Annotated in this window: 14 protein-coding genes and 1 pseudogene; 11 read left to right on the top strand and 4 right to left on the bottom strand. The window is 67.4% G+C overall.

The features are described 5' to 3' along the window. Positions 1–58: 58 nt before the first annotated feature. Positions 59–1132, bottom strand: coding sequence for a tartrate dehydrogenase (locus H1D44_RS09260; RefSeq protein WP_181514569.1), 1074 nt, complete (start codon positions 1130–1132; stop codon positions 59–61). 25 nt (positions 1133–1157) lie between these two features. Then, positions 1158–2039 (bottom strand): alpha/beta fold hydrolase, encoded by an 882-nt coding sequence (locus tag H1D44_RS09265; RefSeq protein WP_181514570.1) that lies wholly within the window; start codon positions 2037–2039, stop codon positions 1158–1160. A 103-nt stretch (positions 2040–2142) separates the two neighbouring features. Here H1D44_RS09265 and H1D44_RS09270 point away from each other — a divergent pair, with 103 nt between their 5' ends. Continuing rightward, complete coding sequence (locus H1D44_RS09270) at positions 2143–3072, top strand: LysR family transcriptional regulator (RefSeq protein ID WP_181514571.1); 930 nt, start codon at positions 2143–2145, stop codon at positions 3070–3072. A gap of 1 nt (position 3073) precedes the next feature. Here H1D44_RS09270 and H1D44_RS09275 read toward each other — a convergent pair whose 3' ends face one another. After that, the gene (locus H1D44_RS09275) at positions 3074–3763 is read right to left on the bottom strand and encodes a TVP38/TMEM64 family protein (protein ID WP_181514572.1); all 690 of its coding nucleotides are present in this window, start codon (positions 3761–3763) and stop codon (positions 3074–3076) included. Positions 3764–3839: 76 nt separating this feature from the next. After that, positions 3840–4868, bottom strand: coding sequence for a LacI family DNA-binding transcriptional regulator (locus H1D44_RS09280; protein WP_181514573.1), 1029 nt, complete (start codon positions 4866–4868; stop codon positions 3840–3842). A gap of 171 nt (positions 4869–5039) precedes the next feature. Between H1D44_RS09280 and ltnD the strand changes: the two are divergent. From ltnD to H1D44_RS09330, 10 genes and pseudogenes are all read left to right on the top strand, one after another. Next, positions 5040–5969, top strand: a pseudogene (gene ltnD, locus H1D44_RS09285) (L-threonate dehydrogenase); the annotation flags it as partial. Between the two features lie 2 nt (positions 5970–5971). Further along, the gene (gene otnK, locus H1D44_RS09290; RefSeq protein ID WP_181514574.1) at positions 5972–7267 is read left to right on the top strand and encodes a 3-oxo-tetronate kinase; all 1296 of its coding nucleotides are present in this window, start codon (positions 5972–5974) and stop codon (positions 7265–7267) included. Next, on the top strand, positions 7264–7911 hold the full coding sequence (gene otnC / locus H1D44_RS09295) for a 3-oxo-tetronate 4-phosphate decarboxylase (protein WP_181514575.1): 648 nt from the start codon (positions 7264–7266) through the stop codon (positions 7909–7911). The genes otnK and otnC overlap by 4 nt, the downstream gene beginning before the upstream one ends. 36 nt (positions 7912–7947) lie before the next feature. Then, a complete protein-coding gene (otnI, locus tag H1D44_RS09300) occupies positions 7948–8745 on the top strand; it encodes a 2-oxo-tetronate isomerase (RefSeq protein ID WP_181514576.1) in 798 nt (265 codons plus the stop codon). A gap of 46 nt (positions 8746–8791) precedes the next feature. Further along, the gene (gene denD, locus H1D44_RS09305; RefSeq protein WP_181514577.1) at positions 8792–9757 is read left to right on the top strand and encodes a D-erythronate dehydrogenase; all 966 of its coding nucleotides are present in this window, start codon (positions 8792–8794) and stop codon (positions 9755–9757) included. Between the two features lie 71 nt (positions 9758–9828). Beyond that, complete coding sequence (locus H1D44_RS09310; RefSeq protein WP_181514578.1) at positions 9829–10827, top strand: TRAP transporter substrate-binding protein; 999 nt, start codon at positions 9829–9831, stop codon at positions 10825–10827. A gap of 115 nt (positions 10828–10942) precedes the next feature. Continuing rightward, on the top strand, positions 10943–11527 hold the full coding sequence (locus tag H1D44_RS09315) for a TRAP transporter small permease (protein ID WP_181514579.1): 585 nt from the start codon (positions 10943–10945) through the stop codon (positions 11525–11527). Further along, positions 11524–12798 carry a TRAP transporter large permease gene (locus tag H1D44_RS09320; protein ID WP_181514580.1) on the top strand — a complete coding sequence of 425 codons (1275 nt, stop codon included), beginning with the start codon at positions 11524–11526 and terminating at the stop codon, positions 12796–12798. The genes H1D44_RS09315 and H1D44_RS09320 overlap by 4 nt, the downstream gene beginning before the upstream one ends. A 40-nt stretch (positions 12799–12838) precedes the next feature. After that, positions 12839–14299: an aldehyde dehydrogenase family protein gene (locus H1D44_RS09325; protein ID WP_181514581.1), complete on the top strand. Its 1461-nt coding sequence runs from the start codon at positions 12839–12841 to the stop codon at positions 14297–14299. Positions 14300–14330: 31 nt separating this feature from the next. Next, positions 14331–15212 (top strand): NAD(P)-dependent oxidoreductase, encoded by an 882-nt coding sequence (locus tag H1D44_RS09330; protein ID WP_181514582.1) that lies wholly within the window; start codon positions 14331–14333, stop codon positions 15210–15212. The last annotated feature ends 16 nt before the right edge of the window (positions 15213–15228 follow it).

A 15228-nucleotide genomic window follows, 5' to 3' on the forward strand; every position in this document is an offset into this window, starting at 1 on the left:
GTCGGCTCCGTCTCGCTTTTCATGCGGCAAATTGACGCAGATCAAACCAAAGTTGAGGCTACCCTGCCAGTCGCTGAGCGATTGCCCGGCCGAGCGACTGCGTATTTCCCTGGCCGCGAATGTCAGGCGTCAGCACCGCCGGGTCAGCCTCTTCCAGTACCGCTTCGAAGGCAGTCACGATGGCGTCGGCGGCCTCCTTGTGGCCCAGATGCTCGAGCATCATGGCGCCGGACCAGATCTGGCCGATGGGGTTGGCGATGCCCTTGCCGGCGATGTCCGGCGCACTGCCGTGAACCGGCTCGAACAGGCTGGGGAACTTGCCCTCGGGGTTGATGTTGGCCGAGGGTGCTACGCCGATGGTGCCGGTGCAGGCCGGCCCCAGGTCGGAGAGGATATCGCCGAACAGGTTGCTGGCCACCACTACGTCGAACCAGTCGGGGTGCATGACGAAGTTGGCGGTGAGGATGTCGATGTGGAACTTGTCGACGCTGACCTCGGGATAGTGGCCCGACATGGCCACGACCCGCTCGTCCCACCACGGCATGGTGATGGCGATGCCGTTGGACTTGGTGGCCGAGGTCAGCTTCTTGCGCGGCCGGCTCTGGGCCAGCTCGAAGGCGAACTTGAGCACCCGGTCTGTGCCGTGACGGGTCATCACCGTCTCCTGGATCACCACCTCGCGATCGGTGCCCTCGAACATCTTGCCACCGACGCTGGAGTACTCGCCCTCGGTGTTCTCGCGTACCACGTAGAAGTCGATGTCGCCGGGCTTGCGGTCGGCCAGCGGGCTCTTGATGCCGGGCAGCAGCTTGCACGGACGCAGGTTGATGTACTGGTCGAACTGGCGGCGGAACTGCAGCAGCGAGCCCCACAGCGAGATATGGTCCGGCACCGTGTCGGGCCAGCCCACCGCGCCGTAGAAGATGGCGTCGAAGCCCTCGAGCTGCTCGAACCAGTTGTCGGGCATCATCTTGCCGTGCTTGGCGTAGTAGTCGCAGCAGGCGAAGTCGAAGTGCTCGAAGGAAAGGTCGATGGCGAAGCGCTTGGCGGCAGCCTCGAGCACGCGCAGGCCTTCCGGCATCACTTCGTTGCCGATGCCGTCGCCGGGAATGACGGCGATACGATGGGTCATGGTGGGATCCTCGGGTGGTTGTGAGTCAGTCGTGGGTCATGAAATGGTTGATACGGTCGAGCAGGACGTCGGGCGCCTCCTCGGGGATGTAATGGCCACAGGGCAGGGCCTCACCCTCGACCCGTTCGGCCACGGCGCGCCATTCTGTCAGCGGGTCGAAGCAGCGCTCGATGATGCCGTGCTTGCCCCACAGCACGCTGACCGGACAGGCGATACGGCGACCCGCTTCACGGTCGGCGCGGTCGTGCTCCAGGTCGATGGTATTGGCGGCCCGGTAGTCCTCGCACAGGGCATGCGCCGCGCCGGGCTGGGCCAGGCAGCGCTGGTACTCGGCGATGGCCGCCGGGTCGAAGGCGTCGAGGCTGGCATGCCGCCCGCCCATGGTGCGGGTGATGTAGCCCTCGGGCGAGGCCTCGATCAGGGTCTCCGGCAGCGGTGAGGGCTGGATCAGGAAGAACCAGTGAAAGTAAGCGGTGGCGAAGGTGCGGTCGGTCTGCTCGTACATGGCAAGCGTAGGGGCGATGTCGAGCAGCATGAGTTTCTCCACCGCCGCGGGATGGTCCATCGCCAGGCGATGGGCGACCCGCCCGCCGCGGTCATGGCCGCACAGGAAAAAACGCTCGAAGCCCAGTTCGCGCATGACCGCCAGCTGATCCGCGGCCATGGCACGCTTGCTGTAGTTGGCGTGGTCCGGCTCGCCGGGGGGCTTGGACGAATCGCCGTAGCCGCGCAGGTCGGTGGCCACCACGGTGAAGCGACGCGCCAGCGATTCGGCCAGACGATGCCAGATGACGTGGGTCTGCGGATGGCCGTGGAGCAGCAGCAGCGGTGGCCCCGAGCCGCCGATGCGGCCGTGAATGTGGATGTCGCCGTGGGCGATGTCGAACCTGCGGAATCCCTCGAACATGAGCGTTGCCTCCGGATCGTTGGCTGCCCCCAGTCTAGCTCTTGGAATGCTGGGAATAATCGGGCTGAATGGAAAGGTATTGTTGAATCAGGGTGGATAATGTATGGCGCAGATCGATGATCTGACCTTCTTCCGTCAGTTGGCCCGCGCGGGTAGCCTGACAGCCACGGCGCGGGAGCTGGGCCTCTCGCTGTCGGCGGTGAGCAAGCGACTCAAGCAGCTCGAGTCGCGCCTGGGGGTGGAGTTGGCCAGCCGCACCACCCGGCGGCTGACGCTGACGGCGGAAGGGGAGCGCTATCTCACCCGGGGCTCGGCGATCCTCGAGGAGCTGGCCGAGCTGGAAGAGGCGCTGGGCGAGCAGCGTGCGGCACTCTCGGGGCCGCTCAAGGTGAACGCCACCTTCGGCTTCGGCCGTCGCCACGTGGCGCCGCTGCTGTCAGCGTTCTGCACGCTCAATCCTGGCGTCGAAGGCGTGCTGGAGCTCACCAATTATCCGCTGAGCCTCGGTGAGCAGGGCTTTGACCTCGGCATTCGCGTCGGCGAACCGCCCGATTCGCGCTTGGTGGCGCGCCGCATCCTGACCAATCGGCGGGTGCTGTGTGCCGCTCCCGGCTACGTGGCGTGCATGGCAGCGCTGACGACACCGGCGGATCTTGCCGCGCACCCCTGCCTGGTACTGCGCGAGAACGACAGCGACTATGCCGTGTGGCGCTTCCAGCGTCGCGACGACCCTCGGCGCGAGCAGGCGGTCAAGATAGCGGGCCCTCTGGCCAGCAACGACGGTGAAGTGATCGTGCAGATGGCGCTCGACGGACACGGCGTGGCGCTGCGCTCCTGGTGGGATGTGCATGAACATCTGGCCAGCGGCGTGCTGGTCGAGCTGTTGCCGCAGTGGCGGGGCGTTTCGGCCGACTTTTCCGCCGTCTATCAGCAGCGCCGGCACGTGCCGGCACGCCTGCGTGCCTTCGTGGCGTTCCTCGAGGAGCGGATGCCGGGTCGGGTACCGCCGATACCCGAGCCTGGGCAGCCGTGAGTCAGGCGCGTCGGCGCCGCTGCTGACGGGCATCCGCATAGCGCTTTAGTCCGTAGAGCAGCGCCAGGGCGAGCACGATGCCGACGGCCGCCCAGGCCAGCTCGCGACGGTCCTCGGCGGTAAGCAGCGTGCCGAGCTGACTAGTCAGCAGGATGATACCGGCCAGCCCCGGCGTGGCCCCGATGAAGGTGCCGAGCATGTAGTCGCGAAAGCGGATGTGGAAGGCGCCGGCCAGCAGGTTGGTGAGGGTGAAGGGTGCCAGGGGCAGCAGGTTGAGCACGGTCATGGTGCGTACGCCGTGCCCGGCCAGGTATCGTGACATGTTGATCAGGCGCGTGCCGCCATAGTACAGCAGGGCATCGCGCCCGAGCCGCCGGCCCAGCCAGTAGGTCGCCACCGAGCCGGCCAGGGTACCGATCAATGAGTAGAAAAAACCCCACCAAGGGCCGAACAGCAGGCCCGCCAGCACCACCAGCACGCTCAGCGGGAACAGGGTCAGTGAGGCGGCGAGGAAAGCCACCACCACCACCACGCCTGCCCAGGGCGTATCGCGCCAGGCCAGCGAGCCCTGCAGCAGGGCGAAGAGGGTATTGGCATCGAACAGGCCGTGCGCGGCGAGCCAGCGCCAGAGGAAGCCCAGCAGGGCGAGGGTCGCCAGAGAGAGGAGGACGAGAAGCACCTTGCGGGACATGCGGACGGCCTGCACGAGAACGTGGTTTCAGCATAGGCGGCCCCCTCTGCATCGACCAAATGACGGCGGCGTACGCTCAGGTGCTATTGCCCACCAGCAGCTCGAAGCCCACGTCGTGCTGTCGGCGTAGCACACGCTGGCCCTCTAGGCGGCGAATCACCTCCATGGCGGCAAGTTCGCCCATGGCCTGGCGCGGGGAGCGAATGGTGGTCAAGCGCGGAGTGACGTGCTGGCCAAGCGGCAGCCCGTTGAACCCGGCGATGGCAATCTTCTGTGGTACCTCGAGACCCAGGCGCTGAGCGTGGAGCAGGGCGCCGGTGGCCAGGTCGTCGTTGGCGAAGTGAATCGCCCCGATGCCGGGGTGCTCGGCGAGCGCCCGCTCCAGCCCGGTGGCGCCGGCGTCGAGCCCGCCCCGTTCGAGTTCGAGCAGCGGTGCGGCGAGGCCGGCCTGCTCGAATACTTCGCGATGACCCGCGTAGCGCATCCCGGCGCGATAGTCGCCAGCCAGTCGTGCGCCGATGAAGAGCGCCTGGCGATGGCCCCGCTCGAGCAGGTGTCGCGCCATGCAGCGGCCGGCTTCGGTATGGTCCAGCCCCACGTTGAGATCCAGCGCCTCGCCCAGCTCCATGACCTCCATGATCGGCTTGTCGCAGTTGGCGAGCAGAGTGCGGCAAGCCTCGTTGTGGCGCAGCCCCGCGGTGACCAGCGCCGAGCAGGACCAGCCGAGAAAGGTGCGAATCAGCTGGTATTCCCGCTCCAGGTCGTACTCGGTATTGCCCAGCAGGATCTGGTAGCCCTGGGCCTCGAAGGTTTCCTGCAGCCCCTGGATCACTTCGATGAACACGCTGTTGGCCAGCGAAGGCACGATGACGGCAATGAAGCGCGAGCGGGCCGATGCCAGGCTGCCGGCCACCAGGTTGGGTACGTAGCCCAGGCGCTCCACCGCCTCGAGGACCCGTGCCCGGGTGCGCTCGTTGACCTGATCGGGGCGATTCAGCGCCCGCGACGCGGTGATGGCCGAGACGCCGGCGGCATCGGCTACCTGCTTGAGCGTGGGCTGCTCGGTGCTGCGTCGTCGACGCGAGTTGTGCACATCGTTAGACAATGGTCGTATCCTCCTGGCCACCCCTTGCTGCGAGTCGGTGAATCTACTACAACGATGTTAGCGCTAACATGATAGCGCTAACATAGCGAATCCGGCCAGCACAAAAGTGACACCGGAAGCCGCGGTCTTCAGCGGGCAAAGCACGAAGGTGAACAGACAAACGGGAGAGCAGCGGTGAGCGACGGTACGACTCCAAGAGTGGGCGTCATCGGTCTGGGCGCCATGGGCCTGGGTACGGCAACGGCGCTGCACGAGCGTGGCCTGACGGTGGTCGGCTGCGACGTGGCCGCATCGGCCTGCCGCGCCTTCGAGAAGGCCGGCGGACGCTGCGTGGCGACGCCCGCCGAGCTTGCCGCACAGTGCGACGTGGTGCTGGTCGTGGTGGTCAATGCCGCCCAGGTCGAGCAGGTGCTGTTCGGCGAGAACGGGCTCGGCCACGCTCTGGCGCCGGGCGCGCTGGTGATCCAGTGCGCCACCGTGGCGCCGAGCCTGGCCGAGGGGCTGGGCGCCCGGCTGGCAGAGCGCGGCCTGCTGATGCTCGACGCGCCGATCAGCGGCGGGGCGGCCAAGGCGCGGGCAGGGCGGCTCTCGGTGATGGCATCCGGCAGCGCCGAGGCCTTCGACAAGGCCGGACCGGTACTCGATGCCATGGCCGAGGTCGTGCATCGCCTGGGCGATGCCCCGGGCATCGGCTCCAGCATGAAGCTGGTCAACCAGCTGCTGGCTGGCGTGCATATCGCCGCCGCTGCCGAAGCGGTCGCGCTGGGCGTCCGCATGGGGCTGGAGCCGCGCCGCGTGTATGAGGTGATCAGCCAATCCGCCGGTAACTCCTGGATGTTCGAGAATCGCGTACCGCACATTCTCGAGGGCGATTATACCCCGCTCTCGGCGGTGGACATCTTCGTCAAGGATCTCAACATCGTTCACGAGACCGGCCGCGAGCTGGCCATGCCCACGCCCATTGCCGCCAGCGCACTGCAGCAGTTCACCGCCGCCAAGGGCGCCGGTTTTGGCTGCGAGGACGACGCGGCGGTGATCAAGGTCTACCAGCGCCTCTCGGGCATTGCCCTGCCCGAGGCGGCCAACGACGAGGGAGCTTGAGCATGGCGATCGTGCTGGGTGCCATTGCCGACGACTTCACCGGGGCTACCGACCTGGCCAACAATCTGGTGCGCGGCGGCATGCGCTGCGTGCAGCTGATCGGCGTGCCCCAGCGCCCCCTGGCCGAGCTGGTCGAGGACGCGGAGCGGATCGATGCGGTGGTGGTGGCGCTGAAATCGCGCTCCTGCCCGGCCGACGAGGCCATACGCGATTCGCTGGCGGCGCTGGAGTGGCTGCGCGGCGAGGGCGCCCGCCAGCTCTTCTTCAAGTACTGCTCCACCTTCGACTCCACCGAGGCCGGCAACATCGGCCCGGTCGGCGAGGCGCTGCTGGAGCGTCTCGATGCGCCGCTGAGCGTCATGGTGCCGGCCTTCCCGGCCAACGGTCGCACCGTCTATCAGGGGCATCTCTTCGTCGGCGACAGGCTGCTCAACGAGAGTGGCATGCAGCACCACCCGCTCAACCCGATGCACGACGCCGATCTGGTCCGCGTCCTGACGCGTCAGAGCCGGCACCCGGTGGGGCTGCTGCCGTGGTCGATGCTGGCTCAGGGCGCCGAGGCCGCCCGGGCACGGCTCGACGAGCTGGCCGGCCAGGGTGTGCGGCAGGCGATCTGCGACACCCTCGACGAGCGCGACCTGGCCGTGCTGGCCGAGGCGACGGCCGACCTGCCGCTGGTGACCGGCGGCTCGGGGCTGGGTCAGGCGCTGCCCGCTGCTTACCGCCGGCGCGGTTGGCTGGGCGAGGTCGAGGCGGCGGGGGCGCTGCAGCCGGCGTCGGGCAACGCTCTGGTGCTGTCGGGTAGCTGCTCGCGGGCCACCCTGGCCCAGGTCGACGCCTTTCTCATGCGCTTTCCCGGCTTTGCCCTCGATCCGGCTGCATTGGCTGAAGGGCCGGATCATCTGGAGCGGGCGCTGGCTTTCGCTCGCTCTCTCCTGGTCGGAGGCGGGCCAGTGCTGATCTATGCCTCGGCCGATGCCGAGCGGGTGCGCCGGGTACAGCAGAGGCTGGGGCGCGAGCGGGCCGGCGAACTGGTGGAGAAGGCGCTGGGCGAGCTCGCCCTACGGTTGGTCGACGAGGGCGTGGGACGCCTGGTGGTAGCGGGTGGCGAGAGTTCCGGGGCCGTGGTGTCGGCGCTGGGCGTCTGCGCTTTGCGCATCGGCGAGCAGATCGATCCCGGCGTGCCCTGGACCCAGGCCACGCTGGCCGGCCGCCAGGCGCCGCTGTCGCTGGCGCTGAAGTCGGGCAACTTCGGCGGTGAGGATTTCTTCCTGCGCGCCTTCGAGGTACTGCCATGAGCGTCCAAGACGCAAATCGACTGCGCGAGCAGATCGCCACGCTTGGCAAGTCGCTGTTCGATCGCGGCCTGACCATGGGCTCGAGCGGCAACATCAGCGTGCGCCTGGACGACGGTGGCTGGCTGATGACACCGACCAACGCCTGCCTGGGCCGGCTCGATCCGGCGCGGATCTCGCGCCTCGACCATGACGGCCGCCTGCTCGACGGCGACGCACCGACCAAGGAGCAGTTCCTGCATATGGCGATGTACGCCGAGCGCCCCCGCGCCGGCGCCATCGTGCATCTGCATTCGACCCATTCGGTGGCGGTCTCCTGCCTACCCGACGTCGATCCCTGCGACTGCATCCCGCCGCTCACCGCCTACTACGTGATGCGGGTGGGGCGCTTACCCCTGGTGCCCTATCACGTGCCGGGAGATCCGGCACTGGGCGACGCCGTGCGCGGCCTGGCCGGCAAGCACAGCGCCGTGCTGCTGGCCAACCACGGCCCGGTGGTTGCGGGCAAGAACCTGGAGGCGGCGGTTTACGCCACCGAAGAGCTGGAGGAGACCGCCAAGCTCTACCTGCTGCTGCACGGCCACAATCCGCGCGGGCTGACGCCCGAACAGGTCGCCGAACTCGAAGCGCGCTTTCCACGTGACTGACTCAGCCACACGACCCAAGAACACGAGACGCGAAACATGATTCGACTGGCCGCCAACCTCAGCATGCTGTTCACCGAGCACGACTTCCTCGACCGCTTCCAGGCGGCGGCAGCGGCGGGCTTTCGCGGCGTGGAGTACCTGTTCCCCTATGCCTACGCTCCCGAGGAGCTGGCAGGTGCGCTGAGGGAGGCCGGCGTCGAACAGGTGCTGTTCAACATGCCACCGGGGGACTGGGAGGCCGGTGAGCGCGGCCTGGCCAGCTTGCCCGGGCGTGAGGCGGAGTTTCGCGACGGCGTAGTCGAGGCGTTGCGCTACGCCGAGGCCCTCGACTGCCCCCGGGTGCACGCCATGGCCGGGCTGCTGCCGGTCGGTGCCGATGCCGAGACGCGGGCGCGTCACCACGCTACCTACGTGAGCAACCTGCGCTTCGCTGCCGCCGAGGCGGCCAAGGTGGGATGCCAGGTGCTGATCGAGCCGATCAACACCCGCGACATGCCGGGTTACTTCCTCTCGCGCCAGGCCCAGGCCATGGCGGTGCTCGAGCAGGTCGGGGCCAACGGCAGCCTGCGTCTGCAGTTCGATCTCTATCACTGCCAGATCATGGAGGGCGATCTGATCCGTCATCTGGAGCGACAGTTCACCTCCATCGCCCATATTCAGATCGCCGGCGTACCGGAGCGTCACGAACCGGACGTCGGCGAGGTGCACTATCCCGCCCTCTTCGAGCGGCTGGAGCGGCTCGGCTACCGGGGCTGGATCGGCTGCGAGTACCGACCCGTGGCGGGCACCCAAGAAGGACTGGGCTGGGGGCGCGACTACGGGCTCACGGTCTGAGTGCAACGACAAACATGGCGACAAACACAACGACAGGATGCCAGACATGCACATCGTCATTACCGGCGGCGCCGGTTTTCTCGGCCAGCGTCTTGCCACTCGGCTACTGGCACGCGGCGAGCTGAGAGGTGAGGCCATTCAGCGTCTGACGCTGGTCGATCAAGTCGAGCCGCCGTGCCCGCCCAGCGACACGGTCGACGTGGCAGGGCGGGCGCTGGACATCACTGAGCCCGGCGCGCTGGACACGGTGCTCGATGCGCGTCCGCAGGTCGTGTATCACCTGGCCGCGGTGGTCAGCAGCGCCGCCGAGGCCGACCTGGATCTCGGCATGGAGGTCAACTTCGATGCCACCCGGGCACTGCTGGAGGGCTGTCGCGGGAGGGGGCTGGCCAATACCCGTCTGATCATGGCCAGCTCGGTGGCCGCCTACGGTGGCGAGCTGCCCGCGGTGCTCGACGACATGACTGCGCTGCAGCCGCAGAACTCCTACGGCACCCAGAAGGCGATGTGCGAGCTGCTGATCAACGACTATAGCCGTCGCGGCCTGGTCGATGGCTGCGTGCTGCGCCTGCCGACCATCATCGTGCGTCCGGGACGACCCAACGCCGCCGCCTCGAGCTTTGCCTCCAGCATCCTGCGCGAGCCGCTCAACGGTGAGGAGGCCATCTGTCCCGTGGCCACCTCCCTTCAGCTGTTCGTGATGTCGCCGGCCAAGGTGATCGAGGCGCTGATACATGGCGCCGAGGTGCCGGGCGAGGCGCTGGCGCCGTTTCGCGCCTTCATGCTGCCGGGCATCACGGTCAGCGTGGCCGAGATGCTCGACACCCTGCGTCAGGTCGCGGGTGACGAGGCGCTGGCGCGGGTGCGCCACGAGCCCGATCCGCGAATCGAGGCGATCGTCGCCAGCTGGCCGGCACGCTTCGAGACCCGCCGGGCGGAGGCGCTGGGCTTCGCCGGCGACCGCAGCCTGCACGATATCGTCATGGCGTTCATCGAGGAGCGCAGCCGATAGCGAGCACATAGCCGCGGCCGACAGGCCGCCGATAACAACCCGAGGTGTTTCACGACGAAGAGGTCACAACAATGAAAACGCAGTTCGTACGCCACGCCCTCACCGCTGCCATCGGCGGTATCACCGCCGCCGCTCTGGTCGCCAATGCCCAGGCCGCCCAGGAGGTCAGCCTGGGGCATACCCTCTCATCCACCTCCCACTATGCGGTAGGTGCCCAGGCCTTCAAGGAGACGCTGGAAGAACTCAGCGACGGTGCCTTCACGGTTTCCGAATATGCCTCCGGCGCGCTGGGCGGCGAGCGCGAGATGATCGAAGGCCTGCAGATCGGCACCGTGGACGTGGTCATCACCTCCACCGGCCCGCTCGGCAACTTCGTGCCGGAGACCTACGTGCTCGACCTGCCGTTCCTGTTCGAGAGCTACGATCAGGCCCGCTGCGTGCTCGACAGCGAGCTCGGTGACGAGCTGCTGGAGAAGATGACCCAGCACGACCTGGTCGGCCTGGCCTGGTCGGAGAACGGCTTCCGTCACCTCACCAACAGCCGTCGCGAAGTGACCAGCCCCGGCGATGCCGAAGGGCTGCGGGTGCGCACCATGGAGAACGAGGTGCACCAGGAAGCGTTCCGTCAGATGGGCGCACGGCCCACTCCGATGGCCTTCCCGGAACTCTTCACGGCGCTGCAGCAGGGCGTGGTGGATGGCCAGGAGAACCCCATCACGGTGATCGTCGCCACCAACTTCTGGGAAGTGCAGGATCATCTCTCGCTCACCGGTCACGTCTATTCGCCCGCCGCCGTGCTGGGTTCGCCGCTGCTACTCGATGGGCTCAGCGACGAGGAGCGCGAGTGGTTCCATGAAGCCGCGCGTGCCTCGGCCGAGGCGACTCGCGGCGAGGTGTCGCGGCTCGAGGAGGAGGGTGTGGCCCTGCTGCGTGACAACGGCATGACGGTCAACACCGAGATCGACATCGGCCCCTTCCAGCAGGCGGTCGAGCCGGCCTACGAGATCTTCACCGGTCAGCACGGCAGCGAGATGCTGGAGAGGGTCCAGGAGAAGGCGGCCAGCTGCTGAGAAAACGTGATGGCCTGTGCGGCGTCACTGCGTCGTGCAGGCACTCCGCTTCGCTGAGTTACCCAACTGTGCTTCCGGTGCATGCCGGGAGCACGTCGGCAGGAATCGTGAGCCCATGGTCGACCTCTTTCTTCGTTTCGAACGTCAGCTGACGCGCCTGGCCATGGCGGTGGCGGTGGTCATGCTGGTGGTGTCGGTGTCGTTCAGCTTCTATCAGGTGCTGACTCGCTTTATCTTCAATGCGCCCTCCACCTGGACCGAGGTGGCGGCGCGCACGGCGATGATCTGGTGCGTGTTCATGGCCGCGGCCGCGACCTTTCGCGGTGGCTACATGATGGCCGTGGAGGCGATCTACAAGGTGGTGCCGCAGCGCCTGCTGCTGGTGCTCGAAATCGCCATCGTGCTGTGCTGCCTGCTGGTATTGGTGGTGCTGATTCACTACGGCATCCTCATGACCCGGCGCGTCGCCAACCAGACCATGTCGGGGATGAACATCTCCATGGCCTACGCCTATGCCGCCATTCCCATCGGCGCCGGCTTCGCCATCGTCTCGGTCGTTGCCCGGCTGCTGGCCCAGTTGACCGGCCGCGAGGCGGTGGGTCCCGACCTGGGCGAAGCCGAGGTGGAGATGCACGATCTGCGCCAGCAGACCATGCCCGAGGCCGCTGAGGATGGCGAGCGCGGAGGGCCGCGCTCATGAACCTGGTCATCGGTCTGTCGCTGATCATCCTGTTCGCTTTCGGCGTGCCGATCGCCGTGTCGATCATGCTGGCCTCGATCATCGGCATCGAGTACTTCACCCGGCTGCCGCTGCTGCTGGTGCCGCAGCAGATGTTCATCGGCATCGACAAGTTCCCGCTGATGGCGATTCCGTTCTTCATTCTCGCCGGCAATCTGATGGCCGCCGGCGGTATTTCACAGCGTCTGGTGGACTTGGCCAAGTCCATCGTCGGCGGCGTGCAGGGCGGCCTGGCGATGACCTGCGTGCTGACCTGCATGATGTTCGCCGCGGTGTCCGGCTCCAGCGTGGCGACCACCTTCGCCATCGGTGCCATCCTGATTCCGGCCATGGTACGCCATGGCTATCCCAAGCCGCTGGCGGCTTCGATTCAGGCTTCTTCGGCGGAGCTCGGGGTGCTGATCCCGCCGTCAATTCCGCTGATCCTGTTCGGTGTCAGCACCGATACCTCCATTGGCCAGCTGTTCTTGGCCGGGGTGGGGCCGGGCCTGCTCATCGGCACCGCACTGATCCTGTTCCTCTATCTGTTCTGCAAGGTGCGCGGTTTCGGCCTGGAGGACCATAAGGACAGCACCAGCTTCGTGATCTCGTTCCAGCGTGCCTGGGCGGCGCTGCTGATGCCGGTGGTGGTGATCGGCGGGATCTACGGTGGCGTGTTCACCCCGACCGAGGCCTCGGCGGTGGCGGTGTTCTACGCCCTGCTGGTGGGCGGGCTCTACTATCGCGAACTCAAGGTGGCCGACCTTTGGCCGATCCTGCGCCAGAGCGTGATCTCCACCGCCGCGGTGATGCTGATCATCGCCGCGGCCTCGCTGTTCAGCTTCCTGATCAGCCGGACGGGCCTGCCGGGCCATATCGCCGGCTGGGTCACGGAGGTGTTCGACAGTCCCATGGCCTTCCTGCTGGCGGTCAACGTGCTGCTGCTGATCGTCGGCATGTTCATCGAGACTTCCGCCGCCATCCTGGTGCTGGCGCCGATCCTGACGCCGATTGCCATCCAGTTCGGCGTTCACCCGGTGCACTTCGGCTTGATCATGGTGGTCAATCTGGCGCTGGGCATGATCACGCCACCATTGGGTGTGAACCTGTTCGCCGCCTGTGCCGTGGCCAAGATCTCCATCGATCAGATGCTACCCTGGCTGGTGCGCTTCGTGCTGGTGGTGCTGGCCTGTCTGATGGCGATCACCTATATGCCGTGGATCTCGCTGGGTCTGGTGAGGTTGGTCTACTGAGGAACGATCTCCAGGACAAAGACAACGACAAGGAGAATGTATGACCGTGCTACCCGTAACACCCCGCAGCGATGCCCTGATCGGCGGCGAGTGGGTACCGACCCAGGCGCTGCTCGACGTGGAGACACCCTCCAGCGGCCAAACCATCGCCCAGATCGCCCGCTGCCAGGCCGAGGAGGTGATGGTGGCCGTCGACGCTGCGCGCCGCGCCTTCGCCGGTAGCCTGGGCGAGTGGTCGCGCTGGAGCGCGAAACGGCGCGGCGAGTGGCTGCTGCAGTTTGCCGACGCCATCGACGCCGACCACGCCAACCTGGCGGCGCTGGAGTGCGCCGACACCGGCAAGCCGATGGCCCAGGCCGAGGGCGACATTCGCGCCTGTGCGCGCTACTTCCGTTTCTACGGCGGCGGTGCCGACAAGCTGCACGGTGAGACGCTGCCCTTCGACGAGGGCTTTGCCGTGCTCACCCTGCGCGAGCCCTATGGCGTGTGCGCGCAGATCATCCCCTGGAACTATCCGGCGCAGATATTCGGGCGCTGCGTGGCGGCGGCGCTGGCCACCGGCAACAGCGTGGTGCTCAAGCCAGCCGAAGACGCCTGCCTGAGCGTGCTGCGCCTGGCCGAGCTGGCCTGCGAGGCGGGCCTGCCGCCAGGCGTGCTCAACGTGGTGCCGGGGCTGGGGCGAGAGGCGGGCGCGGCGCTGGCCTCGCATCCGGCCATCGATCATCTCTCTTTCACCGGTTCACCCGAGACGGGTACCCAGGTGGCCCAGGCCGCGGCGGCGCACCATGTACCGGTGACCCTGGAGCTGGGTGGCAAGTCGCCGCAGATCGTCTTCGCCGATGCCGACATGCCACAAGTGCTGGACACGGTGGTGCGCGCGATCATCCAGAACGCCGGCCAGACCTGCTCCGCCGGCAGCCGTCTGCTGCTGGAAGCGAGCTGTGCCGAGGCGGTGCTGGGCGAGCTGATCGAGCGCTTCTCGGCGCTGCGCTGCGCTGCCGGTGAAGCCAACGCCGACTGTGGCCCCTTGATCAACGCCCGCCAGAAGGCCGGCCTGGAGGCGCGCCTGGAAGCCGCCCAGGCCGACGGCGTGCGCGTGGCGGCGAAGGGTGAACTGGCCGCCGGAGCCCCGGAGGGCGGCCATTTCGTGGTGCCTCACCTGCTCACCGACATCCCCGCCGGCCATACCGTGCTGCGTGAAGAACTGTTCGGCCCGGTGCTGGCGGTGCAACTCTTTCGCGACGAGGCCGAGGCGCTGCGCCTGGCCAACGCCACCGACTTCGGCCTCTGTGCCGGTGTCTGGACCCGCGACGGCGGTCGCCAGCTGCGCCTGGCCAAGGGCATCCGCAGCGGTCAGGTATTCATCAACAACTACGGCGCCGGGGGCGGCATCGAACTGCCGTTCGGCGGCGTGGGGCGCTCCGGGCATGGCCGCGAAAAAGGCTTCGAGGGGCTGCGCAGCTACACTCGGCTTAAGACCGTGGCGATCCGACATGGTTGAGACGAACGATTCTCAGCGAGAGGAGAGAGGCATGAAGGCATCACGCCGGGTCGGCCTGATCGGGGTCGGCCTGATGGGCCATGGCATTGCCGCCAATATTCTGCGCGGTGGCCATGCGCTCTGTTTTCTGGATCACCCGGGCAACCAGCCGGTGGAAGACCTGCTCGGCGCCGGTGCGGTGGCCAAGGGCAGCGGACGCGAGGTGGCCGAGGCCGCCGAGGTGATGATCCTGTGTGTGACTGGCTCGCCCCAGGTGGAGGCGGTTTTGTTCGAACCGGGCGGGGTGCTCGGAGGGCTGGCGCCGGGCACGGTGGTGATCGACTGCTCCACGGCGCTGCCGAGCTCCACTGAACGAGTCGCTGCTCGCGTGGAAGCCGCCGGTGGCCGCTTCATGGACGCCGCCATGACCCGCACGCCCAAGGAGGCCGAGGAGGGGCGGCTGAACCTGATCGTCGGCGCGCCCGAGGCACTGTTCACCGAGGTGCGCCCGCTGCTCGAATGCTTTGCCGAGAACATCGCCCACGCCGGGCCGGTGGGGGCGGGGCATACCCTGAAGCTCTTGCACAACTTCGTCTCGCTGGGCTTCACCGCGGTGCTGGCCGAAGCCGCGGCGGCGTCGCGTCGGGCCGGTATCGACGATGCGGCGCTGCTCGACGTGCTGGGCAAGGGTGGCGGCGGTGGGGTGGTGCTGGAGCGGCTGCGGCCCTACATCGAAGCCGGCGATCCGTCCGGATTCCGCTTCAGCGTGGCCAATGCGCTCAAGGACATCGGCTACTACCGCACCATGACCGAGGATCTTGCCGCCGAGGGCGGGGTGGCCGAAGCGGTGCTGGCGCTCTATCGCCAGGCCAGCGATGCTGGCCATGCCGACAAGTCGGTGCCGGAGCTGGTCGGGTTACTGGAGGGGAAATGAACTCAGGCTTCGCTGG

Source organism: Billgrantia kenyensis (assembly GCF_013697085.1).
Taxonomy (GTDB): domain Bacteria; phylum Pseudomonadota; class Gammaproteobacteria; order Pseudomonadales; family Halomonadaceae; genus Halomonas; species Halomonas kenyensis.

What these genes read in the sequence shown, in the direction of transcription:
- H1D44_RS09260 (WP_181514569.1), bottom strand. Translation starts at nt 1,132, where the DNA reads ATGACCCATCGTATCGCCGTCATTCCCGGCGACGGCATCGGCAACGAA.
- H1D44_RS09265 (WP_181514570.1), bottom strand. Translation starts at nt 2,039, where the DNA reads ATGTTCGAGGGATTCCGCAGGTTCGACATCGCCCACGGCGACATCCAC.
- H1D44_RS09270 (WP_181514571.1), top strand. Translation starts at nt 2,143, where the DNA reads ATGGCGCAGATCGATGATCTGACCTTCTTCCGTCAGTTGGCCCGCGCG.
- H1D44_RS09275 (WP_181514572.1), bottom strand. Translation starts at nt 3,763, where the DNA reads ATGTCCCGCAAGGTGCTTCTCGTCCTCCTCTCTCTGGCGACCCTCGCC.
- otnK (WP_181514574.1), top strand. Translation starts at nt 5,972, where the DNA reads ATGGCGATCGTGCTGGGTGCCATTGCCGACGACTTCACCGGGGCTACC.
- otnC (WP_181514575.1), top strand. Translation starts at nt 7,264, where the DNA reads ATGAGCGTCCAAGACGCAAATCGACTGCGCGAGCAGATCGCCACGCTT.
- otnI (WP_181514576.1), top strand. Translation starts at nt 7,948, where the DNA reads ATGATTCGACTGGCCGCCAACCTCAGCATGCTGTTCACCGAGCACGAC.
- denD (WP_181514577.1), top strand. Translation starts at nt 8,792, where the DNA reads ATGCACATCGTCATTACCGGCGGCGCCGGTTTTCTCGGCCAGCGTCTT.
- H1D44_RS09310 (WP_181514578.1), top strand. Translation starts at nt 9,829, where the DNA reads ATGAAAACGCAGTTCGTACGCCACGCCCTCACCGCTGCCATCGGCGGT.
- H1D44_RS09315 (WP_181514579.1), top strand. Translation starts at nt 10,943, where the DNA reads ATGGTCGACCTCTTTCTTCGTTTCGAACGTCAGCTGACGCGCCTGGCC.
- H1D44_RS09320 (WP_181514580.1), top strand. Translation starts at nt 11,524, where the DNA reads ATGAACCTGGTCATCGGTCTGTCGCTGATCATCCTGTTCGCTTTCGGC.
- H1D44_RS09325 (WP_181514581.1), top strand. Translation starts at nt 12,839, where the DNA reads ATGACCGTGCTACCCGTAACACCCCGCAGCGATGCCCTGATCGGCGGC.
- H1D44_RS09330 (WP_181514582.1), top strand. Translation starts at nt 14,331, where the DNA reads ATGAAGGCATCACGCCGGGTCGGCCTGATCGGGGTCGGCCTGATGGGC.